The sequence below is a fragment of the Streptomyces sp. NPDC056231 genome (genome assembly GCF_048270745.1).
Lineage (GTDB): Bacteria > Actinomycetota > Actinomycetes > Streptomycetales > Streptomycetaceae > Streptomyces.
In genome coordinates this window covers 1-26,707 of the sequence record NZ_JBLVKW010000079.1, presented here as the reverse complement: position 1 = coordinate 26,707, position 26,707 = coordinate 1, and the positions used below count along the sequence as shown (strand labels likewise).

Here is a 26,707-nt window from a genome sequence, read left to right as displayed (position 1 = left end):
CCTGCCCTGGTCCTGGAGAGATCAGGGCAGGGCATTTTTTTATTGCGTTGTCCATCCCGGCCCGTCCAGCCAGAGTTGGTCCGGGCCTGCCAGGGGGCGGGCGGCACACGGGAGGTGGGCGAGATGCGGGACACGCTGGTTCTCAACGCGAGCTTCGAGCCGCTGTCGACGGTGACACTGAACCGTGCGGTGGTGCTGATTCTGCAGGACAAGGCTGTTGTCGAGCAGTCGCATCCCGATCTCCGCATGCGTGGTGCCGCCGTGGACATTCCGGTACCCCGGGTGATCAGGCTCTGCCGGTACGTACGGGTGCCGTTCCGAAGACATGCACCGTGGTCCAGAAGGGGTGTGCTGATACGGGACCAGCACCGGTGCGCGTACTGCGGGCGAAGGGCAACAACCGTCGACCATGTGGTGCCGCGCGCCCAGGGCGGCCAGGACACCTGGCTCAATACGGTGGCGTCCTGCGCCGAGGACAATCACCGCAAGGCGGCCCGGACGCCGGAGCAGGCGGGAATGCCGTTGCTGCGACAGCCCTTCGTGCCGTCGCCCGCAGAGGCGATGCTGCTGGCGATGGGGGCCGGTGAGCGGTCGGCGCTGCCGGAGTGGCTGGACCGGACCGCCGCCTAGTCGCCCTACGTGGATGTCGTATCGGAAGCCCGTCTCCGTGCGGAGGCGGGCTTCCAGGTTCAGCGGAGCACCAGCTGGACGATGGCGACCGTGCCGACCATCACGATGAGACCGCGCAACACCGTGGCGCTGAGACGGCGCCCGGCCTTCGCGCCGATCTGGCCGCCGAGCGCGGAGCCGACCGCGATCAGTGCGACGGCCGTCCAGTCGAAGTCCGCGACGAAGAGGAAGAAGAGCGCGGCAACGCTGTTGACGACCGCTGCCAGCACGTTCTTGACGGCGTTGAGGCGCTGCATCGTGTCGTCGAGCAGCATGCCCATCAGGGAGAGGTAGATGATCCCCTGGGCGGCGGTGAAGTAGCCGCCGTAGACGCTGGCGAGCATCAGTCCGACGACGAGGAGCGGGCCGCCGTCGGAGCGGGCGGTGGTGCCGTTGAGCTCGCGGCGGCGCTGGACGGCTTTGCTGATGCGAGGTTGCAGAATGACCAGGGTGAGGGCCAGGGCGACCAGGATGGGCACGATGGTCTCGAACGCCGTGGAGGGCAGGGTCAGCAGCAGGGTGGCACCGGTGAGGCCGCCGATGAGCGCGCCGATGCTCAGCCTGAGGACGCGGCGGCCCTGTCCGGCGAGTTCCTTGCGGTAGCCGATGGCGCCGCTGATGGAGCCGGGGATCAGGCCGAGGGCGTTGGAGACGGTGGCGGTGACCGGGGGCAGGCCGGTGGCGAGCAGGACCGGGAAGGTGATCAGCGTTCCGGAACCGACGACCGTGTTGATCGCGCCCGCGCTGATGCCCGCGCCGAAGACCGCGAGCATTTCCCAGATGGACATTCCGATTCCCCCGTGCATGATCAGTGCTTGGTGCACTGATCATGCACGATGGTATGTACGCGTCAGTCGACCGGGGGTTCCTCGCGGCGCTCCTTGCCGGTGTTGAAGCCGGGGACGCCGGTGCCGAGGTTTCCGAAGGCACCGCTGAGGCCCTTGAGGGCGTCACCGATCTCGCTCGGCACGATCCAGAGCTTGTTGGCGTCGCCCTCGGCGATCTTCGGGAGCATCTGCAGGTACTGGTACGAGAGGAGCTTCTGGTCCGGGTCGCCGGCATGGATGGACTCGAAGACCGTACGGATGGCCTGGGCCTCGCCCTCGGCGCGCAGGGCCGCGGCCTTGGCCTCACCCTCGGCGCGCAGGATCGCGGACTGCTTCTCGCCCTCCGCGGTGAGGATCGCGGACTGCCGGGTTCCCTCGGCCTGGAGGATCGCGGCACGCTTGTCACGGTCGGCGCGCATCTGCTTCTCCATCGAGTCCTGGATGGAGGTCGGCGGCTCGATCGCCTTGAGCTCGACGCGGTTGACGCGGATACCCCACTTGCCGGTGGCCTCGTCGAGGACGCCACGGAGGGCGGCGTTGATCTCCTCACGGGAGGTCAGGGTCCGCTCCAGGTCCATGCCGCCGATGATGTTGCGGAGGGTGGTGACGGTGAGCTGCTCGATCGCCTGGATGTAGCTGGCGACTTCGTACGTCGCGGCCCGCGCGTCCGTCACCTGGTAGTAGATGACGGTGTCGATATTGACGACCAGGTTGTCCTGGGTGATCACCGGCTGGGGCGGGAACGGGACGACCTGTTCGCGGAGGTCGATCCGGTTGCGGATGGTGTCGATGAACGGAACGACGATGTTCAGGCCTGCGTTGAGCGTGCGGGTGTAGCGGCCGAAGCGCTCCACGATGGCGGCGCTGGCCTGCGGGATGACCTGGATCGTCTTGATCAGGGCGATGAAGACGAGCACCACCAGAATGATCAGGACGATGATGATCGGTTGCATCGTGTTCCTCGTGCCCTTCGGTTGCCAGCAGATCGCGATCGGGGTCGGATCTCATGAGGTCCGGATCTCATGATGATCGACATCGAGTCTGGCAGACCGCGGTCCGCCGTGTGAGCGGTTCGGTCACATGACGAGGGCCGTGGCACCGTCGATGTCCACGACATCCACCTGCCGGCCGGGTTCGAAACTCTGGTCTCCGTCGTAGGCGCGGGCCGACCAGATCTCTCCGGCCAGCTTGATCCGGCCACCGCTGCCGTCGACCCGTTCCAGGACGACGGCCTGACGGCCTTTCAGCGCATCGATGCCGGTGGCCAGTTGAGGTCGGTCGGCGCGGTGCCTGGTGGCGATCGGGCGGACCACCGCGATGAGCGCGACGGAGACGACCACGAAGACCAGGACCTGGGCCACGATGCCGCCGCCGAGTGCCGCGACGACTGCCGCGACGACCGCTCCGACGGCGAACATCCCGAACTCGGGCATCGCGGTCAGGACGAGCGGAATACCCAGCCCGACCGCACCGATCAGCCACCACACCCACGCATCGATGTCCACCCGGTCATGGTAGGACCGCGAGTCCCTCGCCGACAGGGCTTCGATCAGGACATTCGGGGCACAGTGCGTTCAGGACAGCGGGAGGCCGTGTGCGGTGTACCGGTCGCTGGTGTGCTCGACGATGAGCGGCAGACCGAAGCAGAGGGAGAGGTTGCGGGAGCTGAGCTCGGTCTCCGTGGGGCCCGCAGCGAGAACCTTGCCCTGGCGGATCATGAGAACGTGGGTGAAGCCAGGGGCGATCTCCTCGACGTGGTGCGTCACCATGATCATGGAGGGGGCGAACGGGTCGCGGGCGAGCCGGCCGAGGCGGCGGACCAGGTCCTCGCGGCCGCCGAGGTCGAGACCGGCAGCGGGCTCGTCGAGGAGCAACAGCTCGGGGTCGGTCATCATGGCGCGGGCGATCAGGGTGCGCTTGCGCTCGCCCTCGGAGAGGGTGCCGAACTTGCGGTCGAGGAACTCGGTCATGCCGAGCCGGTCGAGGAAGGCGCGGGCCCGGTCCTCGTCGACGGCGTCGTAGTTCTCGTGCCAGGTGGCGGTCATGCCGTACGCGGCGGTGAGCACCGTCTGCAGGACGGTCTGGCGCTTGGGCAGCTTCTCCGCCATGGCGACGCCCGCGATACCGATCCGCGGGCGCAGGTCGAAGACGTCGGTGCCGACGCCGCCGAGTTGTTCGCCGAGGATCGTGGCGCTGCCCCTGGTCGGGAAGAGGTAGCTGGACGCGATGTTGAGGAGGGTGGTCTTGCCGGCGCCGTTCGGGCCGAGGATGACCCAGCGCTCCCCCTCCTTGACCGACCAGGAGACGTCGTCCACCAGAGCGCGTCCGTCGCGGACCACGGATACGTCCACCAGCTCCAGTACATCGCTCATGAGCGCGTTGTCTCCCCATGCAGTCTCGAGATCGTCGCGTGCCTGTGGGCACAGCTCCCAGGGAAAACCTACGCCACCGCGGGAGCGCTCCGGCTCCTAGGGCATGTTTCGAATGCCCCGCCCGCCGGGCGGCGTCCGGCACGCTCGCCGCATTGTCGGGCTCACCCTGATACGACCGGTATTGGGGTAAATATCCGCTTTGTGATCGCACACACCGGACGCCGCCCGGCCCGCCCTCCGGGCGGACGACGCTCCTTTCGAAACACGCCCCGGGTCCGGTTCCCTAGGCTGTTCCCATGCTTTCGGAACCACGCTCGGGGCTGCTGGCCTCATGGGGAAACGCGCTTCTGGCCGGACTTGTCTCACCGGACGACGCTGCGCTCGCGATTGTCGGAGAGGACGCGGTGCACCGCGTCGAGGGGCTGCCCGGTGAGGCGGGACCGGTCGGGCTCACGCTGGCGCTGGGGCGGCTGCGCGGATTGGGAGTGACGGGCTTCCGGGTCGCATTGCCGGTGCCGGGGCATCCGCTCGGGCTCAGCGGCCCGCCCGAGTTCAATGCGCGGGCGCTGGAGGCGGAGGAGGCGGTGGTCGCGTCCGGTGCGCCGTACGGGCTGGTGCCCGAGGTGCGGGAGGCGGGGCCTGTCGGTGATCTGCACGTCGAGGTGGTGTGGCACTGCCTGCCGGTGCGGGAGGCGCCGCCGGCCGATGTGCCGTCGCTGAGTGAGGCGGAGCGGGAGCTCGCGGAGGCGTTGCGGGACGCGACGGCGGCGCTGTCGCGGCTCGATGTGGCCGGGTCCGGGCCGGTGGCGGAGGCGGCGCTGGATGCGTACCGGGCGCGGGCGGAGCGGGGGCGGGAGCTGCTCGCTCCGGGATATCCGCCGCGGGCGGTACGGGTGCTGGAGCTGGCGCAGCGGGTGGGGCTGCTGATCTCGCTCGCGTACGAGAACAGCCACGGCGGGGCGGTGAGCGCGTCGGAGATCGCGGCCCGGGGGGCGACGCTGCGGCCGGTGGAGCGGGTGGCTCGGCGGGCGCAGGTGGCGGCGTACAACGCGTATGTGGAGGAGCGGGAGCGGGGGTAAGGGCTGCCCCACGACGGGGAGTGGATCAGGGAGCGGCATCATGCGGCGTCGACGGCAAGGCGTCGGATGGAGTCGACGCGGCACGTCGGTACCGACGACAACGCCGCACGCGCAGTCGCAGGGCGTCGGGAGCCCGCCCCCTGTCGTGGGGCAGGCCGTGGGTGCGGGGACGGGGGGTCCGGTGGCTCGTCCGCCCTCGATCGCCTGGACGGGCTTGACGGCGCCGGGCGGGCATGGCTCGACCCATTGCGGCTCGAGCCCAGCTAGGTGGTGATCGGCCGTGAGCTGTGGTGTGGGGCAGCATGGTTGATGCCGGACGGGTCCCTTTCTGGGCCGTCCGGCATCGGGGGAACCGGGGTGGTCAGCCGTTGTGGCCGACGTTGCCGAAGGCCGGGTTGAGCAGGCCGATCACGTTCACCGTGTTGCCGACCACATTCACCGGGACGTGGACCGGGACCTGGATGACGTTGCCACTGACCACGCCCGGGGAGCGGGTCGCCGCACCGTGGGCGCCCGCGCCGTGACCGGTCGCGGAGGCCGCGCCGGCGCCTGCGGAGATGATGCCGCCCGCGATCATGGTGACGGCAGCAGCCTTCTTCAGGTTCTTCACTTCGGGATCCTCCTCGCGTCGCTGCGGCCGGCCGCCGCAGCACGCCATGGAGAACGCCCTCGGACCCGACAGGATGCGCCGTACGGGTGACATACACCCGACAGTATGAATCTCAGCCCGGAGGGAACCGTCCCGCTCCGGCGCCGATCAGCCCGCCACCCCGTGGCGGACGGCCCAGAGCGCAGCCTGGGTGCGGTCCGCCAGATCCAGCTTCATCAAGATGTTCGAGACGTGTGTCTTGACGGTCTTCTCGGAGAGCACCAGGGACCGCGCGATCTCGCGGTTGGAGCGGCCGTCGGCGATCAGGCCGAGGACCTCCCGCTCCCGTTCGGTGAGGGTGCTCCCCCGGCCGGTCCCGGCGCCTGTGTCCTCCTGGGCGAGGAGAGCCCCGGCGACCTCCGGCTGGAGCAGGACATGGCCCGCATGGACCGAGCGGATGGCGCCGGCCAGCGCTTCCGGGTCGATGTCCTTGTACACGTAACCGGAGGCGCCCGCGCGCAGGGCCGGGACCACCGTCCGCTGCTCGGTGAAGCTGGTGACGATCAGCACCTTGGCCGGGTTGTCCAGTGCGCGGAGCTTGCGGAGCGCCTCGATGCCGTCGGTGCCCGGCATCTTGATGTCCATCAGCACCACGTCGGGGCGGAGTTCCTCGGAGCGGGCGACTCCTTCGGCGCCGTCGGCCGCCTCGCCGACGACCTCTATGTCGTCCTGGATCTCCAGGAACGTACGCAGACCGCGGCGGACCACCTGGTGGTCGTCGACCAGCAGCACCCTGATGATCTTGTCAGCCACCGGGGACCTCCATCTCGATCGTGGTGCCCTTGCCGGGCGCCGATTCAACGGTGAGCCTGCCGCCGACACCGCTCGCGCGGTCCCGCATCGACACCAGACCCAGATGGCGGCCCGCCTGTCGCGTCGCCGTGGGCTCGAATCCGCTGCCGTCGTCCATGATCCGCAGCACCGTGCCGCTGCCACGACGGGCGAGCGTGACGCAGACCTGCTCGGCGCCCGAGTGGCGCAGTGCATTGTGCAGGGCCTCCTGGGAGACCCGGAGCAGCGCCTCCTCCTGAGCGGCGGGCAGGGCTCGTACACCGGCGCTCTCGAAGGTGACCTTGGCGGTGTGGGCGCGGTCCAGGACCTGGACCTGGGTGCGGAGCGTGGCGATCAGGCCGTCCTCGTCGAGCGCTGCGGGGCGCAGTTCGACGACGGCGGCGCGCAGCTCGTCCACTGCCTCCGCGGCCAGTGCGGCGACCTGCTGGAGCTCACCCTTGGCGCGGGCCGGATCGCGGTCGACGAGGGCGGCGGCTGCCTGGGCCGTCAGCCGCAGGGAGAACAGCTTCTGGCTCACCGCGTCGTGCAGCTCGTGGGCGAGGCGGGAGCGCTCCTCGGCGATGGTGAGCTCGCGGCTGCGCTCGTACAGCCGGGCATTGGTGAGGGCGATCGCCGCGTGCTGGGCGAGGATCGACAACAGCTCTTCGTCCTGCGCGGTGAAGCCACAGCTCCCCTGAGGTTTGGGGCAGCGCTTGTTGGCGAGGAAGAGCGCGCCGATGATCTCGTCGCCGTCCCTGATGGGCAGGCCGAGGAAGTCGGACATGTCCGGGTGGGCGGCCGGCCAGCCCTCGAAGCGGGGGTCCTGGCGGACGTCGGCGAGGCGCTCCGGCTTCGCCTCGTGGAGCATCGCGGCGAGAATGCCGTGCTGCCGGGGCAGCGGCCCGATGGCCTTCCATTGCTCGTCGCTGACACCGTCGACGACGAACTGGGCGAAGCCGCCGTGGTCGTCGGGGACGCCCAGGGCCGCGTACTCGGCGTCCAGCAGTTCGCGGGCCGAGGCGACGATGGTCTTCAGGACATCACGCACTTCGAGGTGCCGGCTCATGGCGAGCAGCGCGGCACTCACCGCGGACAGGCCTGATTGGGGGCCGGTGGTCATGGGATCACCGTACCGGCGGGGTGCGACAGCGCGTATCGGCCGAGAAGACGGGCAGGACCGGGGCTTGGGGCCTAGGTCCAAGTGCGCTGTGCGAGCGGGACCCGGGCACGAGGCGGGGCGGGCGAGGCTGTCTCTAGGTTGGGGTGCAGTCGAACCACTGGCTTTCGAGGGGATGGGCACCATGCCGGTTGCGATCATTACGGGGGCCTCGCGGGGTCTGGGATACGCGCTCGCGGCGGCACTGGCGGAGCGGGGCTGGTATCTCGTCCTGGACGCGCGGACGCGGGTCGTGCTGGCGGAGGCGGCCGGGGAGCTGTCAGCGCTCGGCGGGCGCGTGGTGGCACTGCCGGGGGATGTCACGGACGCCGCGCACCGCAAGGAGCTCGTGGCCGCGGCACAAGAGCTTGGCGGGCTGGACCTGCTGGTGAACAACGCGGGGATCCTGGGCGTCGAGCCGCTGGTGCCGCTGGACAGCCACCCGCTCGACCGGTTCCGGGCGGTGCTGGAGGCAAACGTGGTGGCCCCCCTCGGGCTGCTCCAGGAGGCGCTCCCGCTGCTGTGCGAAGCGCCGGCCGGGGCGGTCGTCGACATCAGTTCGGACGCGGCGGTGGAGGCGTACCGCACCTGGGGCGGCTACAGGGCGTCGAAGGCGGCGCTCGACCAGCTCTCCGCGGTGCTCGCCGTCGAGGAGCCGGACCTCCGGGTGTGGTGGGTGGACCCGGGCAGCATGCGCACGGAGATGCTCGCGGCGGCCGAACCGGACGAGGACCTGACCGGCGTACCGCTGCCGGAGGAGATCGCCCCGGCCTTCTTGCGACTGCTCGACGAGCGGCCGGCGAGCGGGCGGTACTCGGCGTCGGCACTGCTGGGGGCAAAGTGATGTGCGGAGCGTAGGTGGCGTCGGCAGCCGTGCTGGAGAGGCTGCAGGTGCCGGAGGAGCTGTCGGCGCGGGTGCCGGCCGAGCAGCGGGGCACGGGGCGCCACGACGTGCGCCTGATGGTGTCGCGGGGCACGGAGGTCTCGCATCACGCCTTCGGTGAGATCGCGGGGCAGCTGCGGGCCGGGGACGTGCTGGTGGTCAACACCTCGGCCACCCTCGCGGCGGCGCTGGACGGGCTGCTGGGGGCGTCCCTGGTGGTGGTGCACTTCTCCACGCGGGGCGACGACGGACGCTGGGCCGTGGAGCTGCGCACCCCTGACGGCCGGGGCAGCACCCGGCGGCGGGCGGGCGGCCCGGCGGGGGCGTCGGTGCGGCTGCCGGGCGGGGCGCGCCTGGTGCTGGAGGAGCCGCTGTGCCCGTCCGGCGACCGGCTGTGGTGGGCGCGCGTTCGCGGGCCTCTGGACGTCCCGGAGCTGATGCGGGGATACGGGCGGCCCTCCGTTACGCGTACACGGAGCCGGACCAGCCGCTGGCCGCGTATCAGACGGTGTTCGCGCGGCCCTGTGCCGACGGCTCGGGCTCGGCGGAGATGCCGAGTGCCGCACGGCCCTTCACGGTGGACCTGGTCGCGGAGCTCGTGCGACGGGGTGTGCAGTTCGCCCCGGTGACGCTGCACACGGGTGTGGCGTCGGCCGAGGCACACGAGCCGCCGTATCCGGAGCGTTTCGAGGTGCCGGCGGCCACGGCCTGGCTGGTGAACGCGGCCCGTGGGGCCGGAGGCCGGGTCGTCGCGGTCGGTACAACGGCGGTACGGGCCCTGGAGTCGGCGGCGGGGGCCGACGGGGTGGCGCGCCCGGCCGTGGGCTGGACGGATCTGGTGGTGACGCCCGGGCCCGGGGGTGCGGGCAGTGGACGGGCTGCTGACCGGGCTGCATGAGCCGGGGCCTCGCATCTGCTGATGCTGGCGGCGGTCGCGGGGCGGGCCGCGCTGCAGTGCGCATACCCGGAGGCTCTGCGGCACCGGTACCTCTGGCATGAGTTCGGAGACGTGCATCTCCTGCTCCCGGAACCGGAGCCTCACGCTCCGAATTGCCGAAGCAACGATTGGTGAAGTTGTTACGCGGCCGATGTGAGGCCGCGCATAGGACCCATATCACTTACGAAGTCGGCTAGTGGATGCCTAAGGGCTACATGGGCGGTGGTGAGCGCAGACCGTCCCGCTCGAGCGCGCCCCTGATCCACTAGCCGACTTCGTACGTCACGCCTTTGCCACGAGATTTTGCGGCCGCTAAGAATTGCCCTCGTCCCCGACGGAGATGCGAACTGTCGCTTCCGTCTCGTCCTCCGTGAGGACTCCAGCGATTCGAAGAGGTACGACTGAATGTCCGCGTCCAGCATCACCAGCCGTATTCGCTGCCTGAACAAGACCCAGAAGCTCTCCGCGGCCGGCGTCTCCGCCATCGTCGTCGCCGCTCTCTCGCTCTCCCTCGTCCCGGCCCACGCCGAGACTCCGGCCCAGCCGCAGACCGAGCCGCAGGCCGCTTCCGCCGCTCCGGCGGCCTTCAGCCTCGACGCCGGTGCCCCGCAGGCCAAGGTCATCCAGGCCAGCCTCATCGAGCAGCACTCCACCGCCGAGCAGCTGGTGAAGGCCGCTGACGCGGTCAGGGCGAAGCAGGCCGCCGCCAAGGCGAAGGCCCAGGCCGAGGCAGATGCCGCGAAGGCGAAGGCCGAGGCCGCCGCGCAGGCCAAGGAAGATGCCGCGAAGCGGTCCACCGAGGTCACCACGCGCTCCGAGGCCCGTACTCCGGTCTACGCCAACAATCTGGACGGCTGGATCTCCGAGGCGCTGGCCATCATGAAGGCCAAGGGCATCCCGGGTTCGTACGACGGTCTGCACCGCAACATCATGCGGGAGTCCACCGGCAACCCGAACGCGATCAACGGCTGGGACATCAACGCCCAGAACGGCATTCCGTCCAAGGGCCTGCTGCAGGTCATCCAGCCGACGTTCAACGCGTACCACGTCCCCGGTACCTCGATGAACATCTACGACCCGGTCGCCAACATCACCGCCGCGGCCAACTACGCCGCCGACCGGTACGGCTCGATCGACAACGTCAACAGCGCGTACTGACCGGCGCGGCACGGCGCCGCGCACACGCTTACGCCGAAGGGCGGCACCCGATCCGGGGTGCCGCCCTTCGTCCGCGTGCGCGGTGCCCGCGTCTACTTGCGCATGACCTCGGGCTCATGGCGGCGCAGCAGTCGCGCGACCGCGAAGCCGCAGATGATGCCGAGGAACAGCAGCACCGAGATGTTCATCCCCCACTGACCGGCCGTGTGATCCCACAGCGGGTCGAGGTCGGTCGGGTTCTTCTGGTCCCACGGCGGCATCAGGTGCGCCAGGTCGAGCGTGGAGCCCGCGCCCGCGATGGCCCAGCGGGACGGCATCAGCCAGGCGAACTGCTCCAGGCCGGGCGATCCGTACACCTGGAAGAGGATGCCGGTGAAGACGACCTGGACGATCGCGAACATGACCAGCAGTGGCATGGTCTTCTCGGAGGTCTTCACCAGCGAGGAGATCACCAGACCGAACATCATCGAGGTGAAGCCGAGCGCGATGATCGTCACGCAGAGCTCGACGGCCGGCGGCATGATCAGACCCTCTTCGGGCAGATCGCGGGTGGCGAAGCCGATGCCGCAGATGATGACGCCCTGGATGGCCGTGATCACGCCGAGGACGATCACCTTGGACATCAGATAAGCGGAGCGGGAGAGGCCGGTGGCCCGTTCCCGTTCGTAGATGACGCGTTCCTTGATCAGTTCTCGTACGGAGTTGGCCGCACCGGAGAAGCACATGCCGACCGCGAGGATCAGCATGATCGTTCCGGCATCTCCGTTGAACCGGTGCGGCGGCTTCGGCGGGGCCAGGCCGAAGTCGGCCGGGATGACCACGCTGACGACGCCGAGCACCGCGGGAAGGATCACCATCAGACCCATGAAGCCCTTGTCGGACGCGATCACCGACACGTACCTGCGCATCAGCGTCCACAGCTGCGTCCCCCAGCCCTGCGGCTTCGGCGGGCGCATCTGCTGGGGGGGCGGCATGTGTACGGACTGTGCGGCGACGGCGTCGATGTCCGCGGCGTACATCTGGTAGTGCTGCGAACCGCGCCAGCGGCCGGCCCAGTCGTAGTCGCGGTAGTTCTCGAAGGCGGAGAAGACGTCGGCCCAGGTCGTGTAGCCGAAGAAGTTGAGCGCCTCCTCCGGCGGACCGAAGTAGGCGACGGAACCGCCGGGTGCCATGACGAGCAGCTTGTCGCAGAGCGCCAGCTCGGCGACGGAGTGCGTGACGACGAGGACCGTGCGGCCGTCGTCGGCGAGACCGCGCAGCAGCTGCATGACGTCGCGGTCCATGCCCGGGTCGAGTCCGGAGGTCGGCTCGTCCAGGAAGATCAGCGACGGCTTGGTGAGCAGCTCCAGGGCGACCGAGACACGCTTGCGCTGGCCGCCGGAGAGCGAGGTGACCTTCTTGTCCTTGTGGATGTCGAGCTTGAGCTCGGCGAGGACCTCGTGGATCCGGGACTGGCGCTCGGCCTCGGTGGTGTCCGCGGGGAAACGGAGCTTGGCCGCGTACTTGAGGGCCCTGGTGACGGTGAGTTCCTTGTGCAGGATGTCGTCCTGCGGGACCAGACCGATGCGCTGGCGCAGCTCGGCGAACTGCTTGTACAGGTTCCGGTTGTCGTAGAGGACGTCACCCTGGTTGGCGGGCCGATAGCCGGTGAGCGCCTTGAGCAGGGTGGACTTGCCGGAACCCGAGGGGCCGATGACCGCGATCAGCGACTTCTCCGGAACACCGAACGAGACGTCCTTGAGGATCTGCTTCCCGCCGTCGACCGTCACCGTGAGGTGGCGGGCGGAGAAGGAGACCTCACCGGTGTCGACGAACTCTTCCAGCCGGTCGCCGACCAGACGGAAGGTCGAGTGACCGACACCGACGATGTCGTTCGGGCCGATCAGCGCGGAGCCGGACTTCTGGAGCGGCTGACCGTTGACGTACGTGCCGTTGTGGGAACCGAGATCGCGGATCTCGAAGCGGCCGTCGGGTGTCGCGTGGAACTCGGCGTGGTGGCGCGAGACCTGGAGGTCGGAGACGACGAGTTCGTTCTCCAGTGCACGACCGATGCGCATGACCCTGTCCAGGGCCACTTGGTGGAACGTCGTCGGACTGCGGTCTCCGTAGACCGGCGGAGCCCCCGCGGCACCACCGGGTCCGCCCGCGGCGGGCGGCCTGGCTGCGCCCTGCTGGTGCGGGATCTGAGGCTGCTGCGGTGCGCCCTGCTGCTGCCATGCCTGCTGCTGGTGCGCTGCGGGGTCCGGCTGCTGGCCCGGCCGGCCCGCGCCGCCCTGCTGGGGCTGCTGAACGGGGGCCTGCTGCGCGCCCACGCCCTGACCGCTGTACACGTCGGCGGCACCGCTGAAGCTCAGCCGCGGCCCGTCAGTGGCGTTGCCCAGGTGCACGGCCGAGCCCGGCCCGATTTCCATCTGCTGGATTCGCCGGCCCTGCACATAGGTGCCGTTGGTGGAACCGTGGTCCTCGATGAACCAACTCCGGCCCGTCCAGCTGATGGTGGCATGCCGCCACGAAACCCTGGCGTCGTCGATCGTCAGGTCGCCCTGTGGATCGCGACCGAGGGTGTACGGCCTGGACGGATCGAGCGTCCAGGTCCTTCCATTCAATTCCAGTACGAGTTCCGGCACTCCGCGCCCCACTAGTTGTCCCCCGAGTGACCCCCATCACAGGGAGTCTAGGGATGCTGAACATCGTGGCGAACTATTCCAGGAGCGGTCACCGATACGAAAGCCGGGCGAGGTCAAGGCCGAATCGAGACCTGCTGTGACGCACCGTTGACAAGGGAGAAACAGGCTCGGAGAGTAGTAAGTGCCCACGAGTGCGTACGGATCATGAGTGACCAGGTCAACTCCGGGCATCTCGGCGCTGATTGAGGGGGGCCAGATGGCGGGGTACGCACACGGGAGCGGCGGCAGTACGGGGCGTATCCCGTGGGGCGACGTGGTGTTGGCGTCCGTCGCCTCGGTCAGCTGGGCGATGGCCGGGATGGCGGGGACGGCGGCCCTCGGGCTGCATCTGCTCGGAGCCGACTCGGCAGGGGCGCTGGGACCGATGACGGCGGCCGTCGTGGTGCTGGGAGCGGGTGGGTCGGCCTCTCCGTCCGGCAATGTCGAGGCGTTCGGGCTGGACGACGCCGAGGCGCACACCGCTCTCGCGGTCACACCGCTCGGGGTGGGGCTGGTCGGTGCACTGCTGCTCTCCCTCTTCTTCCTGCGGTCGCTGCGCGGGGTGGGAGCGGTCCTCTCCGGTGCCGAACTCGCGGTCCGTGCGGGGACGGTGGCGGTCATGTTCGTCGCCGTGCTCGGCGGGCTCGCCTGGGTGGGTCACGACGTCGCGACGATCGATGGCGGGGCGCTGGGGCTGGACGGGGTGCCAGGGGCGGGAGGAGGCGGTGGTCTGCCCGGTGGGCTCGGTGATCCGATCGGGCTGATGCCGGACCGGCTGGCGGATCTCGCACGGGCGCACGCACGGGTCGGGTTCACCGTCGACTCGTCCAGCTCCCTTGCGGGCGGGGCGTGTTGGGTTCTCGGAGTGCTGGTCATCGCCCTGCTCGCCTCGCGCCGAACTCCGTTGCCGTCCGCGCTGGCATGGGTGGACCGGACGGTGCGGCCTGCGGCTTCCGCGGTCGTGTCGGTGCTGCTGGTCGCGGTGGCCGCCGGGTGCGCGGCCGCGGTGTACGCGGCGATCGGCGACGCCCACCCGAAACGGATCGCGGGTGCCGCGCTGCTGGGGGCACCGAACGGGGCGTGGCTCGGGGTGCCGCTCGGCCTCTTCGTGCCGTGGGACGGCCGGGCGACCGGTGAGCTGGCCAAGGTGCTGCCCGATCCGCTGGACGAGCTGTTACGGGTGTCCGCGGACGAGCCGGTGACGGTCGGTCGGCTGGCCGGGCTGGACGGCCGGGTCTGGCTGCTGGCGGTCGCCGCCGTGGTGATGATGCTGTACGCGGGGGTACTGGCCGCGACCCGCACGCCCCGGGGGGAGCTGACCGCGGCCGGGTTCGTGGGGCGGTGTGCCGTGCGGCTCGCAGGCGTAACAGCGTCGGCGCTGGCGCTCCTGGTGTGGCTGACGCAGGTGTCCGCGGATGCGTCGCTTTCGGTGCTGGGCTTCGACACGTTCGGCGCCGGGATCGAGCTGCACGGGCGGACGGGGACGGCTGCCCTGCTGGGTGCGGTCTGGGGTGCGGGCGCGGGTGCGGTGGGGGCGGCGGTGGCCTGGTTGGCGGGGGCGGTTCCGTCGGAGGCGGGGCCGACCGACGGTGGCAGCGGTGGCGGTGGGGGGCCCGGACCGTACACGCCGTCGCCGGTGTACCGGCCGTCGCACGGCGAGACCAATCCATATCTGCGTCCGTATCCGGATCCGGCGAGGGACGGGATTCACCATGCGCCGACAGTGGTGGGTCCGATCGGTCCGCCCGTACGGCCGGCCGTGCCGCCACCGGGGCCCGGACCAGGGCCTGGGGACGTGGAAGGGTTGCCGCCGTCCGGCCGGCCGCCGGAGGCCGGCTGACCGCACGGTCCGCGACAGCCGGACGGACCCGGGAGCGCGTGCGGCCCGACGGCGCCCACCGGACGGAGCGCCGCATCATCCTGCCTCGAGGACATGCGGGACCGCCGGACGGGCCTGAATGTCCCACCGCATCGAACACGCGCCGCGCAGGGCTGCTCACTCCCGCCGTGGACAGGGGCCGGGCCGGTCGCCCGGCGACCGTTTCCGCTGTCCGGTCCGCGGGACGGGGGTTCGAGGGCGTGCGGGGGACCGATACGGTGGGAACACCATGAGCGCATCTGAGTACCCTCAGTCCTCCCCGTCTCCCGAGCCCTCTGAGGCCCCTGAGTCCCGTCAGGGCACCGACACCCCCACCCTTCTCGTGAAGATCTTCGGGAAGGATCGTCCGGGAATCACCGCCGGGCTCTTCGACACGCTCGCCGCCTATGCGGTCGATGTCGTCGACATCGAGCAGGTCGTCACCCGTGGCCGCATCGTTCTGTGCGCACTGGTCACCACCCCCACCGCGGGCGGTACCACCGAGGGCGACCTGCGGGCGACCGTGCACAGCTGGGCCGAGTCGCTGAAGCTGCAGGCCGAGATCATCTCCGGTACCGGTGACAACCGGCCGCGTGGATCCGGGCGCTCCCATGTGACGGTGCTCGGACACCCGCTGACCGCCGAGTCGACCGCCGCCATAGCGGCCACGATCACGTCGACCGGCGGCAACATCGACCGGGTCTTCCGGCTGGCGAAATACCCGGTCACGGCCGTCGAGTTCGCCGTGTCCGGCACCGGAACCGCGGAGCTGCGGACCGCGCTGGCGACCGAGGCCGCCGGCATCGGCGTCGATGTGGCGGTCGTCTCCGCCGGGCTGAGCCGCCGGGCGCAGCGGCTGGTCGTCATGGATGTCGACTCGACGCTGATCCAGGACGAGGTCATCGAGCTGTTCGCGGCGCACGCAGGCTGTGAGGACAAGGTCGCCGAGGTGACCGAGCAGGCGATGCGTGGCGAGCTCGACTTCGAGCAGTCGCTGCACGCGCGGGTGGCGCTGCTGGCGGGGCTCGATGTATCGGTGGTGGAGAAGGTGCGCGCCGAGGTGCGACTGACCCCCGGTGCGCGCACGCTGATCCGCACGCTGAAGCGGCTCGGCTATCAAGTGGGCGTCGTCTCCGGCGGGTTCACCCAGGTCACGGACGATCTGAAGGAACGGCTCGGGCTCGACTTCGCCTCTGCCAACACTCTGGAAGTGGTTGACGGCAAGCTCACCGGACGGGTCGTCGGCGACGTCGTGGACCGGGCGGGCAAGGCCCGGCTGCTGCGCAGTTTCGCCGAGCAGGCCGGGGTGCCGCTGGCGCAGACCGTCGCGATCGGTGACGGAGCGAATGACCTGGACATGCTGAACACGGCCGGTCTCGGGGTCGCCTTCAACGCCAAGCCGGTCGTCCGCGAGGCGGCGCACACCGCGGTGAACGTGCCGTTCCTGGACACCGTGTTGTATCTGCTCGGGATCACCCGTGAAGAGGTCGAGGCGGCCGACGGTCTCGTCTGACCGATCCACCGCTCCGGGTACGCGGATGGGCCCGGCACTTCACCCGTGCCGGGCCCATCCGCGTACGACGTCGCGATCAGTCGTTCGGCGTCCAGTACTCGATCAGCTTGCCCACACCATGCTCCACGCCCTTCCAGGAACCGGAGAACTCGACGACGGCGAACGCGGCGGTCGGGAATCCGCCACGGGCCATCCGGGCCAGGGTGTCGCCCTCCGCCGTTGAGGACAGGGCGTCGGCGAGAGCGTGCATCCCGGGGTTGTGGCCGATGACGAGCAGGTTCCGGACCTCGTCGGGAGTCTCGTTGAGCAGGGCGATCAGCTCGCCGAGCGAGGCCTCGTAGAGCCGCTCCTCGTACACGGTCCTGGGACGCTGTGGCATCTCGTGCACCGCCAGCTTCCAGGTCTCGCGCGTCCTGGCGGCGGTCGAGCAGAGGGCCAGATCGACGACGATGCCGGAATCGACGAGTTTGCGGCCTGCCACCGGCGCATCCTTACGGCCACGCTCCGCGAGCGGCCGCTCATGGTCGGAGTCCTGCGACCATTCCGCCTTTGCATGTCTGAGAAGGACGATCCTGCGAGGTGTATCGACGCTCATACACCTCAGCTTCGCATGAAATGTTCCGCCCGTCGCAGGGAGTTGAGGGGCTCCCTCGCCACCTCTGAACGCCCTCAGCGGGCCAGCAGGTCCACGATTCGCTGAAGCAACTGACCGATCGCCGGGTCGTCCGTCGCCGCATGCGCCTGGCCGGATCCCACCATCATCAGCAGGAGGGCGGCGAACGCCACCGCGGGGAGCGCGATGGCCCACCACGGCAGCCGGACCTCGACGCCGGCCGACGCGGAGCGGGGGGATCGGGTGTACGTAGGGGCCGACATGTCCGCCTCCGTGGGTCATCGGTTCTGATACCTGAAACCTACGGATCCGACGGCGCCCGTCCCATCCGGTGATCCACCCACTTCACCCTGACCCTGTCCCCCTAGGGGATGGTGGTGCTAGCCCCACCGTCCCCGGCGGGGGCGTCGGGGCGCGACCCCTCGGGCAGGCGTCAGGGAGAGGCGATCGAAGCGATCACTCCGATGATCACCGTGATCAGGAGCATGGCTCCGAGCACGAGGAGAAGCTTCTTCTGGCCGTTCTGGGGATTCGGCTCAAGCACTGGCATGGGACCAGTCTCGCATCTCAGCTTTCGTCCTCGATCGTCCGGTCCCTCCCAGCCAGAATTCCCGCCGCCATCTGCGGCACCATGAGGCCCGCCATCAGCGCGATCGGCAGCCCCCAGCCGCCGCTGTGCTGGTAGAGCACGCCGACCAGCAGCGGGCCGGGGATCGAGATCAGATAGCCGGTGGACTGGGCGAATGCCGACAGCCGGACCACTCCGGCGCCGCTCCGGGACCGCATGCCGATCATGGTGAGGGCGAGCGGGAAGGCGCAGTTGGCTATGCCGAGGAGGAGCGCCCAGGCCCAGGCGCCGCCCGCCGGTGCGAGGTAGAGACCGGCGTAGCCGATGAGTCCGCAGGTGCCGAGCACGACGACGATCGGGCCCTGGTTCCGCATCCGGGCGGCGGCCCGCGGGATGACGAAGGCGAGCGGCACACCCATGGCCATGGTCACGGCGAGCAGCACCCCCGCCGTACCGGCGGAGACCCCCGCGTCGCGGAAGATCTGCGGCATCCAGCCCATGGTGATGTACGCGGCCGTGGCCTGGAGGCCGAAGAAGCAGGCGAGGGCCCAGGCGGTGCGGGAACGGGTGATCCGCAGGACAGGGGTGTCCTGGTGCTGCTGGACGGCGGGCTGCCCCCGGGTGCCGCGCCGGTCCCGTACCAGCGGGATCCAGGGCAGGATCGCCGCCGCTCCGAGCACGGCCCAGATCCCCAGACCGGCCTTCCAACTGCCGCCGAGCGCACTGGTCATGGGCACGGTGACGGCCGCGGCGAGTGAGGTGCCGAGGGCCAGCGCCATGGAGTAGAGCCCGGTCATGGAGCCGACCCGGTCCGGGAACCAGCGCTTGACGATCACCGGCATCAGGACATTGCTGACGGCGATGCCCATGAGCGCGAGGGCGCTGGCGGCGAGGAAACCGGCCGTGGAACCGACGAGGGGCCGGATCAGCAGTCCGGCCGTGATGGCGGCCATGCCGGCGCAGACGACCGCACCGGGGCCGAAGCGACGGGCGAGGCGCGGCGCCATGATGCCGAAGACGGCGAAGCAGAGCGGCGGTACGGAGGTGAGGACACCGGCGACGCTGCCGCTCATGTGCAGCCCGTCCCGTACCTCTTCGAGAAGGGCGCCGAGGCTGGTGATGGCGGGGCGGAGATTGAGCGCGGTGAGGACGAGACCGACGGCGACCAGGCGGAGGAGCCAGGGGGCGGGACCTGTGGCGGCCGGCGGAGCCGGGGCGTCCAGGGGGACGTTCGCCGTGGTGGTGTGCCTGTTCAGGGTCAGGGGCTGGTGCTGGTGCGGGGTCTCGTCATCGGACATGGGACCCATCATAGAATCATGGGATGATTGATTGTCCAATCGTCTGAGAACCTTCGGGAACCTTCGGGAAACCCGCAGACCCGAGAATCCGCAGACCCAGGGAACCGAGCAAGGAGCATCATGGCGCTGACGTCTCCGCGACGTTCGGCACTCGCCGACCAGGTGATTACCCAGCTGAGGAATCAGATCACCTCGGGCGAGTGGCCCGTCGGTTCACGGATTCCGACCGAACCCGAGCTGGTCGAGCAGCTGGGGGTGGCCCGCAACACCGTCCGCGAGGCGGTGCGTGCGCTCGCACACAACGGGCTGCTGGACATCCGTCAGGGGTCAGGCACCTATGTCGTCGCCACCAGCGAGCTGGCCGGGGTGATGCACCGCCGTTTCGCCTCCGCCGACCCGCGCCATGTCGCCGAGCTGCGCTCGACGCTGGAGTCTTCCGCGGCCCGGCTGGCGGCCGTCCGGCGCACCGAGCGCGATCTGAAGCAGCTGGACGCGCTCATGGTGCGCCGCGAGGAGACCTGGGCCGCGGGGGACGCGGAGGCGTTCGTGGCGGCGGATGCCACGCTGCATCTGGCCGTGGTCGCCGCCTCGCACAATGACGTACTGACGGGTCTCTATGCCGATCTGGGGGATCTGCTGCGCGACTATCTGCGGGTCGATATCGGGCACGAACTGCGGCCGGAGAACCATATGGACCATGGGCGACTGGTCGAGGCGATCCGGGCAGGTGACGCGGAGACCGCGGCCGCCGAGGCGGCGAGCCACGCACTGAGCTGTCTGGTGGAACGGGGATGACCCGGAGGGATGGATCTATATCCGTCGGTGGGTGACCCAGGCGGAGGCGACTTCCTTCCAGCAGCGGTCGTCGAGCCGCACCGTCTGTCCGGGAGCGATGTCGACGGGTATGCCGTCCGCGTCTATGTCCCACCAGCGGCCGCATTCGGTGTGCAGCTGCACCCGGTCGATGGAGGGGTACGGGTTGTGGCAGTAGGCGACCACCTGGGAGCCCTGGACCGTCGTACGGCATTCGGCGCCGGAGGGGTCCGGGGTGGGCCCGGCTGGTGCGGACGCTCCGGCGCCCGTCCGCCCCACGACGGATATGCCTATGAGGGCGGCCACTGCGACGGCGACGGCCGAGGCCGCAAGCAGGGCCCAGGTTCGGCGACGTGTGGGGCGCACAGCGATCACCTCCGCAGCCTGACCAAAAGTCCGGTTCCACCACATTCTGCGGTGGAACGACCGCCTTTTCGACTTGAGCGGAGGGAAACCGGGCGCAGATGCACGCCGGCCGCGCACCACCCGCTCGGAGGTGGTACGCGGCCGGTTCGTGCCGGGTCGTACGAGGTCAGGCGCCCATCATGTGCACGCCACCATCGACGTGGATGATCTCACCCGTGGTTTTCGGGAAGAAGTCCGAGAGCAGGGCGACGACACCGCGGCCGGCCGGCTCCGGGTCGGCCATGTCCCAGGACAGCGGGGAGCGGGTGTTCCACACGTCCGCGAGCTCCGAGAAGCCCGGGATGGACTTGGCGGCCATCGAGCCGATCGGCCCGGCGGAGATCAGGTTGCAGCGGATGTTGTCCTTGCCCAGGTCACGGGCGAGGTAGCGGGAGGTGGCCTCCAGCGCCGCCTTGGCCGGGCCCATCCAGTCGTACTGCGGCCAGGCGAACTGTGCGTCGAAGGTGAGGCCGACGATCGAGCCGCCCTCGCTCATCAGCGGCTTGCAGGCCATGGCGAGCGACTTCAGCGAGAACGCCGAGACGTGCATCGCGGTCGAGACCGACTCGAACGGGGTGTTCAGGAAGTTGCCGCCGAGCGCGTCCTGCGGCGCGAAGCCGATGGAGTGGACGACGCCGTCCAGCGAACCGAGCTCCTCACGGACCAGGCCTTCGAGCCGGTCCAGGTGCTCGGTGTTGGTCACGTCCAGCTCGATGACCTTGGCGGGCTTGGGCAGCTTCTTGGCGATGCGCTCCGTCAGCGTGGGCCGGGGGAAGGCCGTCAGGATGACTTCGGCACCCTGCTCCTGGGCCACCTTGGCAGTGTGGAAAGCGATGGACGACTCCATCAGCACACCGGTGATGAGGATGCGCTTGCCGTCGAGAATTCCGATCATGGTGGTCAGTGACCCATGCCCAATCCGCCGTCAACGGGGATGACGGCTCCAGTGATGTACGACGCGTCGTCGGAGGCGAGGAAGCGCACCGCGGCGGCGATCTCCTCGGGCTGCGCGTAACGGGCCAGCGGCACCTGGGCGACGATGCCCTTGCGCTGCTCCTCGGTGAGCGCCTGGGTCATGTCGGTGTCGACAAAACCGGGCGCGACGACGTTGAAAGTGATGTTCCGCGAGCCGAGCTCACGCGCCAGCGACCGGGCGAAGCCGACCAGGCCGGCCTTGGACGCGGCGTAGTTGGCCTGCCCCGCCGAGCCGAGAAGGCCGACGACGGAGGAGATGAGGACGACACGGCCCTTCTTGGCGCGCAGCATGCCGCGGTTGGCACGCTTGACGACCCGGAAGGTGCCGGTGAGGTTGGTGTCGAGTACGGACGTGAAGTCCTCCTCGGACATCCGCATCAGCAACTGGTCCTTGGTGATACCGGCGTTGGCCACCAGTACCTCGACCGGACCGTGCTTCTCCTCGATCTCCTTGTATGCCTGCTCCACCTGCTCGGCGTCGGTGATGTCGCACCGGACGGCCAGGACCCCCGCTTCGGTGAGGATCTGGGGCGGCTCGCCCGAGCGGTACGTGATCGCGACCTTGTCGCCGTTGTCGGCGAAAGCGCGGGCGATGGCGAGGCCGATGCCCCGGTTTCCTCCGGTGACGAGAACCGAGCGGCTCAACGGATCACCCTTTCGATAGCGGTCTGGTACCTCGAAAACCTATCGGTACCGTGCGCCTTCCAAGGACTCGGCCCCTGACAGTGGCTTCCACGAGGCACTGTGGGGTTCCTACAGTCGGCAGCGGTCCAACCTCGTTCCACCAGTCCGGGCGCGTACACGGACAGGTCCTCTTCCCCCGGCGTCTCCAGTATCCGCTTGTCGTACGTGGGCAGGGAGCACAGGCTCCGCCGGTGACGAGCGCGCTCGTGACATGGGCCCCGGAGACCTGGGGCGCATGATCCCCGCCCGCCCGGACGGCGTTCCCGGCCGGCTCCGGCACGACGAGCTGGGCGATGTCGTCGGCGCCGTTCTGATGTGAGCGAATCCGAGCCCGGCCGCGGGCACTCCGAACCTGCGAGGAGTCCTCGTTTCGCACCCACGCCGAATTCCCCGGCGAGACGCGTACGGCCGTGCTTCACTTCCGTCTGGTGGATTCAACGACGTGAGCGAAAAGGGGAGGCCGCACATGGCCCATGCCATCGATCAGGGGTTTCTGGCCCTGCCGCTGCGGGCCCTCGCCGACGCGGCGCTCGCCCGGGCCCGCGCGCTGGGCGCCACACATGCGGACTTCCGCTTCGAGCGGGTGCGCAGCGCATCCTGGCGGCTGCGGGACGCCCGGCCCTCGGGGACCTCGGACACCACCGATCTCGGGTACGCGGTGCGGGTGGTGCACGGCGGGGCGTGGGGGTTCGCGTCCGGGGTGGATCTGACCATGGACGCCGCGGCGAAGGTGGCGTCCCAGGCGGTCGCCATGGCGAAGCTCTCGGCGAAGGTGATCGCGGCGGCGGGCTCGGACGAGCGCGTGGAGCTGGCGGACGAGCCGGTGCACGGTGAGCGGACCTGGGTGTCGGCGTACGAGATCGACCCGTTCTCCGTACCGGACGAGGAGAAGGCGGGGCTGCTCGCCGAGTGGAGCAGCCGGCTCCTGGGGGCCGAGGGCGTCGCGCATGTGGACGCCTCGCTGATGACCGTCCACGAGAACAAGTTCTACGCGGACACGGCGGGCACCGTCACCACCCAGCAGCGGGTCCGGCTGCACCCGCAGTTCACCGCGGTCGCCGTGGACGGCACGACGGGTGAGTTCGACTCGATGCGGACCATCGCCCCTCCGGTGGGGCGCGGCTGGGAGTACCTCACCGGAACCGGCTGGGACTGGGATTCCGAGTTGGAGCGGATCCCGGGGCTGCTCGCGGAGAAGATGCGGGCTCCTAGCGTCGAGGCGGGGACGTACGACCTGGTGGTCGACCCGTCGAATCTCTGGCTGACGATCCATGAGTCGATCGGCCATGCCACCGAGCTGGACCGGGCGCTGGGGTACGAGGCGGCGTACGCAGGGACCTCGTTCGCCACCTTCGACCAGCTGGGCAAGCTGACGTACGGCTCCCCCGTGATGAACGTGACGGGCGACCGGACCGCCGAGCACGGACTCGCGACCATCGGGTACGACGACGAGGGGGTCGAGAGCCAGTCCTGGGACCTGATCAAGGACGGGACGCTGGTCGGCTACCAGCTGGACCGACGGATCGCGAAGCTGACGGGGCTCGGCCGGTCCAACGGGTGCGCGTACGCGGACTCGCCGAGCCATGTCCCCGTGCAGCGGATGGCGAACGTGTCGCTGCAGCCGGACCCGGGCGGCCTGTCCACCGAGGATCTGATCGGCGGGGTGGAGCGCGGCATCTTTGTGGTCGGCGACCGGTCCTGGTCGATCGACATGCAGCGCTACAACTTCCAGTTCACCGGGCAGCGGTTCTTCCGCATCGAGAACGGCAAGCTGGCCGGACAGCTGCGCGACGTCGCGTACCAGGCGACGACGACGGACTTCTGGGGCTCGATGGAGAAGGTCGGCGGCCCGCAGACGTACGTCCTGGGCGGCGCCTTCAATTGCGGCAAGGCCCAGCCGGGCCAGGTCGCGGCCGTCTCGCACGGCTGCCCCTCCGCCCTCTTCCGAGGCGTGAACATCCTCAACACGACGCAGGAGGCGGGCCGATGAGCCGCATCAGCAAGCCGTACGAGATCGTCGAGCGCGCGCTCGAACTGTCCACCGCCGACGGCTGTGTCGTCATCGCCGACGAGGAGTCCTCCGCCAATCTGCGCTGGGCGGGCAACGCGCTCACCACGAACGGGGTGACCCGGGGGCGGACCCTGACCGTCATCGCGACCGTCGACGGTGCCGAGGGGGCCGCGTCCGGAGTCGTGTCGCGGTCCGCCGTCACCGCCGAGGACCTGGAACCGCTGGTCCGGGCCGCCGAGGCGGCCGCGCGTGGCGCAGGTCCGGCCGAGGACGCGCAGCCGCTGATCACCGGTGTGCCGTCATCGCCCGATTTCACGGATGCGCCGGCGGAGACGGGTTCCGACGTGTTCGCGGAGTTCGCGCCGTCGCTCGGTGACGCCTTCGCCCGCGCCCGGGCCGGCGGCCGTGAGCTGTACGGCTTCGCGCACCACCAGCTGACCTCGACGTATCTGGGCACGTCGACCGGGCTGCGGCTGCGCCACGACCAGCCAAACGGCACGCTGGAGCTGAACGCCAAGTCGCCCGACCGGTCGCGTTCCGCGTGGGCAGGCCGTGCCACCAGGGACTTCAAGGATGTCGACCCGGCCGAGCTGGACGCGGAGTTGGCGCAGCGGCTCGGCTGGGCCGAGCGCCGTATCGAGCTGCCCGCCGGTCGGTACGAGACGCTGCTGCCGCCGACCGCCGTGGCCGATCTGCTGATCTATCAGCTGTGGTCGTCGACGGCCCGGGACGCCGCCGAGGGCCGGACGGTCTTCTCGAAGCCGGGTGGCGGTACCCGGCTCGGCGAGAAGCTGTCCGAGCTGCCGCTCACGCTGTGCAGCGACCCGAACGCGCCGGGGCTCGAGTCGGCGCCGTTCGTGATCGCCCATGCGTCGGGCGACGGGGCTTCGGTCTTCGACAACGGTCTGCCGCTGTCGAGGACCGACTGGATTCACGACGGCCGGCTGGACCGTCTGACCACCACCCGGCACACGGCGGGGCTGACCGGGCTGCCGGTCGCCCCCGCGATCGACAACCTGGTGCTCGACGGTGGCGGTGAGCGGTCGCTCGACGAGATGGTCGCGGCGACGACCGGCCGTGCTCTGCTGCTGACCTGCCTCTGGTACATCCGGGAGGTCGACCCGGCGACGCTGCTGCTGACCGGGCTGACCCGCGACGGGGTGTATCTCGTGGAGGACGGCGAGGTGGTCGGCGAGGTGAACAACTTCCGGTTCAACGAGTCGCCCGTGGACCTGCTCTCCCGGGCTTCCGAGGCCGGCCGCACCGAGAAGACGCTACCGCGCGAGTGGGGCGACTGGTTCACCCGGGCCGCGATGCCGGCGCTGCGGATCCCGGACTTCAACATGAGCTCGGTCAGCCTCGGCGTGTGACCGCCATAGACTGGCCGCGGAATCAATCGAAACCGTGCAAGGAGAGAAACGACCGTGACGGACATCGTCGACGAGCTGAAGTGGCGCGGGCTGTTCGCCCAGTCCACTGACGAGGACGCATTGCGTAAGGCGCTCGCGGACGGTCCCGTCACGTTCTATTGCGGCTACGACCCCACTGCGGCAAGTCTGCACGTCGGCCATCTGGTGCAGGTGCTCACCATGCGCCGGCTCCAGCAGGCCGGGCTGCGGCCGCTCGCCCTGGTGGGCGGGGCCACCGGTCAGATCGGTGACCCGAGGCCGACCGCCGAGCGCACGCTGAACGACCCGGAGACGGTCGCCAACTGGGTGTCGCGGCTGCGGTCCCAGATCGAGCCGTTCCTGTCCTTCGAGGGCGAGAACGCGGCGGTCATGGTCAACAACCTGGACTGGACCGCGGGCATGTCCGCGATCGAGTTCCTGCGGGACATCGGCAAGCACTTCCGGGTCAACAAGATGCTCACCAAGGACTCGGTCGCCCGCCGGCTGGAGTCGCAGGAGGGCATCAGCTACACGGAGTTCAGCTACCAGCTGCTGCAGGGCATGGACTTCCTGGAGCTGTACCGACGGTACGGCTGCACGCTGCAGCAGGGCGGCAGCGACCAGTGGGGCAACCTTACCGCGGGTATCGACCTGATCCACCGCCTGGAGCCGGGCGCCGAGGTGCACGCGCTGGCCACCCCGTTGATGGTGAAGGCGGACGGGACCAAGTTCGGCAAGTCCGAGAGTGGGGCCGTCTGGCTGGACCCGGAGATGACGACGCCGTACGCGTTCTACCAGTTCTGGCTGAACGTGGACGACCGGGACATCTCGCTGTACATGCGGATCCTCAGCTTCAGGAGCCGTACCGAGCTGGAGGAGCTGGAGCAGCTCACCCAGGAGCGCCCGCAGGCCCGGACGGCGCAGCGCGCGCTGGCGGAGGAGCTGACGACGCTGGTGCACGGCGCCGAGCAGTGCGCGGCGGTCGTCGCGGCGTCGAAGGCACTCTTCGGCCAGGGTGAGCTGGGCGAGCTGGACGAGGCGACGCTGAGCGCCGCGCTCTCCGAGGTGCCGCACGCGCAGGTCACCGAGCTCGGCCCGCTGGTGGACCTCCTGGTCGAGGTCGGACTGGCGCCGAGCAAGTCGGGAGCCCGCCGCACGGTCAAGGAGGGCGGGGCCTACGTGAACAACGTCAAGGTCGCGGACGGCGAGGCCGCACCGGCCCGTGAGGAACTGCTGCACGGACGCTGGCTGGTGCTGCGCCGGGGCAAGAAGAACCTCGCGGCCATCGAGGTCATCGCCGGCTGACCGGAAACGGACGCGCAGTTGGGGGGGGGGCGCCGCCCAGGGGGGGGGGCCGCCGGCCGGGGGGGCGGGGCGGGGGGGGGGCCCCGGCGGGGGGGGGGGGGGGGGGGGG

26 protein-coding genes and 1 pseudogene are annotated in these 26,707 nt (G+C 69.9%); 12 read left to right on the top strand and 15 right to left on the bottom strand.

Annotated features, from left to right (window positions below; genetic code table 11):
* The first annotated feature begins 123 nt into the window (after positions 1–123).
* Positions 124–630: an HNH endonuclease gene (locus ACNPQM_RS36310; RefSeq protein ID WP_358862196.1), complete on the top strand. Its 507-nt coding sequence runs from the start codon at positions 124–126 to the stop codon at positions 628–630.
* 59 nt (positions 631–689) lie between these two features.
* Here the strand turns inward: ACNPQM_RS36310 and ACNPQM_RS36305 are convergent, their stop codons facing one another.
* The 4 genes from ACNPQM_RS36305 to ACNPQM_RS36290 all read right to left on the bottom strand — a co-directional run bounded on the left by ACNPQM_RS36305 (position 690) and on the right by ACNPQM_RS36290 (position 3,868).
* Positions 690–1,457: a sulfite exporter TauE/SafE family protein gene (locus ACNPQM_RS36305; RefSeq protein ID WP_358862197.1), complete on the bottom strand. Its 768-nt coding sequence runs from the start codon at positions 1,455–1,457 to the stop codon at positions 690–692.
* A gap of 62 nt (positions 1,458–1,519) precedes the next feature.
* Positions 1,520–2,449 (bottom strand): SPFH domain-containing protein, encoded by a 930-nt coding sequence (locus ACNPQM_RS36300; protein WP_030920228.1) that lies wholly within the window; start codon positions 2,447–2,449, stop codon positions 1,520–1,522.
* Between the two features lie 123 nt (positions 2,450–2,572).
* The gene (locus ACNPQM_RS36295) at positions 2,573–3,001 is read right to left on the bottom strand and encodes an NfeD family protein (RefSeq protein ID WP_358862198.1); all 429 of its coding nucleotides are present in this window, start codon (positions 2,999–3,001) and stop codon (positions 2,573–2,575) included.
* Positions 3,002–3,070: 69 nt separating this feature from the next.
* Positions 3,071–3,868 (bottom strand): ABC transporter ATP-binding protein, encoded by a 798-nt coding sequence (locus ACNPQM_RS36290; protein WP_418087302.1) that lies wholly within the window; start codon positions 3,866–3,868, stop codon positions 3,071–3,073.
* A gap of 296 nt (positions 3,869–4,164) precedes the next feature.
* On the opposite strand from ACNPQM_RS36290, the gene ACNPQM_RS36285 reads away from it, so the two are divergent.
* A complete protein-coding gene (locus ACNPQM_RS36285; protein ID WP_418087301.1) occupies positions 4,165–4,947 on the top strand; it encodes a hypothetical protein in 783 nt (260 codons plus the stop codon).
* A gap of 361 nt (positions 4,948–5,308) precedes the next feature.
* Here ACNPQM_RS36285 and ACNPQM_RS36280 read toward each other — a convergent pair whose 3' ends face one another.
* From ACNPQM_RS36280 to ACNPQM_RS36270, 3 genes are all read right to left on the bottom strand, one after another.
* Complete coding sequence (locus ACNPQM_RS36280; protein WP_418087309.1) at positions 5,309–5,557, bottom strand: chaplin family protein; 249 nt, start codon at positions 5,555–5,557, stop codon at positions 5,309–5,311.
* A gap of 147 nt (positions 5,558–5,704) precedes the next feature.
* Positions 5,705–6,349, bottom strand: coding sequence for a response regulator transcription factor (locus ACNPQM_RS36275; protein WP_358862201.1), 645 nt, complete (start codon positions 6,347–6,349; stop codon positions 5,705–5,707).
* Positions 6,342–7,487 (bottom strand): GAF domain-containing sensor histidine kinase, encoded by a 1,146-nt coding sequence (locus ACNPQM_RS36270; protein WP_418087300.1) that lies wholly within the window; start codon positions 7,485–7,487, stop codon positions 6,342–6,344. The genes ACNPQM_RS36275 and ACNPQM_RS36270 overlap by 8 nt, the downstream gene beginning before the upstream one ends.
* A 181-nt stretch (positions 7,488–7,668) precedes the next feature.
* On the opposite strand from ACNPQM_RS36270, the gene ACNPQM_RS36265 reads away from it, so the two are divergent.
* The 4 genes and pseudogenes from ACNPQM_RS36265 (at position 7,669) to ACNPQM_RS36250 (ending at position 10,501) form a co-directional block, all read left to right on the top strand.
* On the top strand, positions 7,669–8,367 hold the full coding sequence (locus ACNPQM_RS36265) for an SDR family NAD(P)-dependent oxidoreductase (protein ID WP_418087299.1): 699 nt from the start codon (positions 7,669–7,671) through the stop codon (positions 8,365–8,367).
* Between the two features lie 14 nt (positions 8,368–8,381).
* Positions 8,382–9,035 (top strand): S-adenosylmethionine:tRNA ribosyltransferase-isomerase, encoded by a 654-nt coding sequence (locus tag ACNPQM_RS36260; protein WP_418087298.1) that lies wholly within the window; start codon positions 8,382–8,384, stop codon positions 9,033–9,035.
* Positions 8,948–9,478 (top strand): annotated as a pseudogene (locus ACNPQM_RS36255) (S-adenosylmethionine:tRNA ribosyltransferase-isomerase); the annotation flags it as partial. The gene ACNPQM_RS36260 and the pseudogene ACNPQM_RS36255, both read left to right, overlap by 88 nt.
* Before the next feature lie 270 nt (positions 9,479–9,748).
* Positions 9,749–10,501, top strand: a complete 753-nt coding sequence (locus tag ACNPQM_RS36250; RefSeq protein WP_418087297.1) for a transglycosylase SLT domain-containing protein — start codon at positions 9,749–9,751, stop codon at positions 10,499–10,501.
* 92 nt (positions 10,502–10,593) lie between these two features.
* Here the strand turns inward: ACNPQM_RS36250 and ACNPQM_RS36245 are convergent, their stop codons facing one another.
* Positions 10,594–13,140 carry an FHA domain-containing protein gene (locus ACNPQM_RS36245; RefSeq protein WP_418087296.1) on the bottom strand — a complete coding sequence of 849 codons (2,547 nt, stop codon included), beginning with the start codon at positions 13,138–13,140 and terminating at the stop codon, positions 10,594–10,596.
* A gap of 244 nt (positions 13,141–13,384) precedes the next feature.
* Here ACNPQM_RS36245 and ACNPQM_RS36240 point away from each other — a divergent pair, with 244 nt between their 5' ends.
* Both ACNPQM_RS36240 and serB read left to right on the top strand, forming a co-directional pair.
* Positions 13,385–15,007: a streptophobe family protein gene (locus ACNPQM_RS36240; RefSeq protein WP_418087295.1), complete on the top strand. Its 1,623-nt coding sequence runs from the start codon at positions 13,385–13,387 to the stop codon at positions 15,005–15,007.
* A gap of 268 nt (positions 15,008–15,275) precedes the next feature.
* Positions 15,276–16,538, top strand: coding sequence for a phosphoserine phosphatase SerB (gene serB / locus ACNPQM_RS36235; RefSeq protein WP_418087294.1), 1,263 nt, complete (start codon positions 15,276–15,278; stop codon positions 16,536–16,538).
* Positions 16,539–16,614: 76 nt separating this feature from the next.
* On the opposite strand, the gene ACNPQM_RS36230 is transcribed toward serB, so the two are convergent.
* The 4 genes from ACNPQM_RS36230 to ACNPQM_RS36215 all read right to left on the bottom strand — a co-directional run bounded on the left by ACNPQM_RS36230 (position 16,615) and on the right by ACNPQM_RS36215 (position 19,017).
* Positions 16,615–17,133 carry a SixA phosphatase family protein gene (locus ACNPQM_RS36230; RefSeq protein WP_358862208.1) on the bottom strand — a complete coding sequence of 173 codons (519 nt, stop codon included), beginning with the start codon at positions 17,131–17,133 and terminating at the stop codon, positions 16,615–16,617.
* Positions 17,134–17,207: 74 nt separating this feature from the next.
* On the bottom strand, positions 17,208–17,414 hold the full coding sequence (locus ACNPQM_RS36225) for a hypothetical protein (protein ID WP_418087293.1): 207 nt from the start codon (positions 17,412–17,414) through the stop codon (positions 17,208–17,210).
* A 170-nt stretch (positions 17,415–17,584) separates the two neighbouring features.
* Positions 17,585–17,701, bottom strand: coding sequence for an SGM_5486 family transporter-associated protein (locus ACNPQM_RS36220; RefSeq protein ID WP_358862210.1), 117 nt, complete (start codon positions 17,699–17,701; stop codon positions 17,585–17,587).
* Between the two features lie 17 nt (positions 17,702–17,718).
* The gene (locus ACNPQM_RS36215; RefSeq protein WP_418087292.1) at positions 17,719–19,017 is read right to left on the bottom strand and encodes a CynX/NimT family MFS transporter; all 1,299 of its coding nucleotides are present in this window, start codon (positions 19,015–19,017) and stop codon (positions 17,719–17,721) included.
* Between the two features lie 120 nt (positions 19,018–19,137).
* Between ACNPQM_RS36215 and ACNPQM_RS36210 the strand changes: the two genes are divergently transcribed.
* A complete protein-coding gene (locus ACNPQM_RS36210) occupies positions 19,138–19,812 on the top strand; it encodes a FadR/GntR family transcriptional regulator (RefSeq protein WP_418087291.1) in 675 nt (224 codons plus the stop codon).
* 15 nt (positions 19,813–19,827) lie between these two features.
* Here ACNPQM_RS36210 and ACNPQM_RS36205 read toward each other — a convergent pair whose 3' ends face one another.
* From ACNPQM_RS36205 to fabG, 3 genes are all read right to left on the bottom strand, one after another.
* Positions 19,828–20,196, bottom strand: a complete 369-nt coding sequence (locus ACNPQM_RS36205; protein ID WP_418087290.1) for a hypothetical protein — start codon at positions 20,194–20,196, stop codon at positions 19,828–19,830.
* 166 nt (positions 20,197–20,362) lie between these two features.
* Positions 20,363–21,130: an enoyl-ACP reductase FabI gene (fabI, locus tag ACNPQM_RS36200; RefSeq protein ID WP_358863181.1), complete on the bottom strand. Its 768-nt coding sequence runs from the start codon at positions 21,128–21,130 to the stop codon at positions 20,363–20,365.
* Positions 21,131–21,135: 5 nt separating this feature from the next.
* The gene (gene fabG / locus ACNPQM_RS36195) at positions 21,136–21,855 is read right to left on the bottom strand and encodes a 3-oxoacyl-[acyl-carrier-protein] reductase (protein ID WP_266987195.1); all 720 of its coding nucleotides are present in this window, start codon (positions 21,853–21,855) and stop codon (positions 21,136–21,138) included.
* A gap of 505 nt (positions 21,856–22,360) precedes the next feature.
* On the opposite strand from fabG, the gene ACNPQM_RS36190 reads away from it, so the two are divergent.
* Genes ACNPQM_RS36190 through tyrS form a run of 3 tightly spaced genes read left to right on the top strand, consistent with a single transcriptional unit; the run spans position 22,361 to position 26,598 of the window.
* Positions 22,361–23,884: a TldD/PmbA family protein gene (locus ACNPQM_RS36190; RefSeq protein WP_358863182.1), complete on the top strand. Its 1,524-nt coding sequence runs from the start codon at positions 22,361–22,363 to the stop codon at positions 23,882–23,884.
* Positions 23,881–25,275, top strand: coding sequence for a metallopeptidase TldD-related protein (locus ACNPQM_RS36185; RefSeq protein WP_358863183.1), 1,395 nt, complete (start codon positions 23,881–23,883; stop codon positions 25,273–25,275). Before ACNPQM_RS36190 ends, ACNPQM_RS36185 begins: the two co-directional genes overlap by 4 nt.
* Before the next feature lie 54 nt (positions 25,276–25,329).
* The gene (gene tyrS, locus ACNPQM_RS36180) at positions 25,330–26,598 is read left to right on the top strand and encodes a tyrosine--tRNA ligase (RefSeq protein ID WP_418087289.1); all 1,269 of its coding nucleotides are present in this window, start codon (positions 25,330–25,332) and stop codon (positions 26,596–26,598) included.
* The last annotated feature ends 109 nt before the right edge of the window (positions 26,599–26,707 follow it).

What these genes read in the sequence shown, in the direction of transcription:
- ACNPQM_RS36310 (WP_358862196.1), top strand. Translation starts at nt 124, where the DNA reads ATGCGGGACACGCTGGTTCTCAACGCGAGCTTCGAGCCGCTGTCGACG.
- ACNPQM_RS36305 (WP_358862197.1), bottom strand. Translation starts at nt 1,457, where the DNA reads ATGTCCATCTGGGAAATGCTCGCGGTCTTCGGCGCGGGCATCAGCGCG.
- ACNPQM_RS36300 (WP_030920228.1), bottom strand. Translation starts at nt 2,449, where the DNA reads ATGCAACCGATCATCATCGTCCTGATCATTCTGGTGGTGCTCGTCTTC.
- ACNPQM_RS36290 (WP_418087302.1), bottom strand. Translation starts at nt 3,868, where the DNA reads ATGAGCGATGTACTGGAGCTGGTGGACGTATCCGTGGTCCGCGACGGA.
- ACNPQM_RS36285 (WP_418087301.1), top strand. Translation starts at nt 4,165, where the DNA reads ATGCTTTCGGAACCACGCTCGGGGCTGCTGGCCTCATGGGGAAACGCG.
- ACNPQM_RS36270 (WP_418087300.1), bottom strand. Translation starts at nt 7,487, where the DNA reads ATGACCACCGGCCCCCAATCAGGCCTGTCCGCGGTGAGTGCCGCGCTG.
- ACNPQM_RS36265 (WP_418087299.1), top strand. Translation starts at nt 7,669, where the DNA reads ATGCCGGTTGCGATCATTACGGGGGCCTCGCGGGGTCTGGGATACGCG.
- ACNPQM_RS36250 (WP_418087297.1), top strand. Translation starts at nt 9,749, where the DNA reads ATGTCCGCGTCCAGCATCACCAGCCGTATTCGCTGCCTGAACAAGACC.
- ACNPQM_RS36240 (WP_418087295.1), top strand. Translation starts at nt 13,385, where the DNA reads ATGGCGGGGTACGCACACGGGAGCGGCGGCAGTACGGGGCGTATCCCG.
- serB (WP_418087294.1), top strand. Translation starts at nt 15,276, where the DNA reads ATGAGCGCATCTGAGTACCCTCAGTCCTCCCCGTCTCCCGAGCCCTCT.
- ACNPQM_RS36230 (WP_358862208.1), bottom strand. Translation starts at nt 17,133, where the DNA reads ATGAGCGTCGATACACCTCGCAGGATCGTCCTTCTCAGACATGCAAAG.
- ACNPQM_RS36225 (WP_418087293.1), bottom strand. Translation starts at nt 17,414, where the DNA reads ATGTCGGCCCCTACGTACACCCGATCCCCCCGCTCCGCGTCGGCCGGC.
- ACNPQM_RS36220 (WP_358862210.1), bottom strand. Translation starts at nt 17,701, where the DNA reads ATGCCAGTGCTTGAGCCGAATCCCCAGAACGGCCAGAAGAAGCTTCTC.
- ACNPQM_RS36215 (WP_418087292.1), bottom strand. Translation starts at nt 19,017, where the DNA reads ATGTCCGATGACGAGACCCCGCACCAGCACCAGCCCCTGACCCTGAAC.
- ACNPQM_RS36210 (WP_418087291.1), top strand. Translation starts at nt 19,138, where the DNA reads ATGGCGCTGACGTCTCCGCGACGTTCGGCACTCGCCGACCAGGTGATT.
- fabI (WP_358863181.1), bottom strand. Translation starts at nt 21,130, where the DNA reads ATGATCGGAATTCTCGACGGCAAGCGCATCCTCATCACCGGTGTGCTG.
- ACNPQM_RS36190 (WP_358863182.1), top strand. Translation starts at nt 22,361, where the DNA reads ATGGCCCATGCCATCGATCAGGGGTTTCTGGCCCTGCCGCTGCGGGCC.
- ACNPQM_RS36185 (WP_358863183.1), top strand. Translation starts at nt 23,881, where the DNA reads ATGAGCCGCATCAGCAAGCCGTACGAGATCGTCGAGCGCGCGCTCGAA.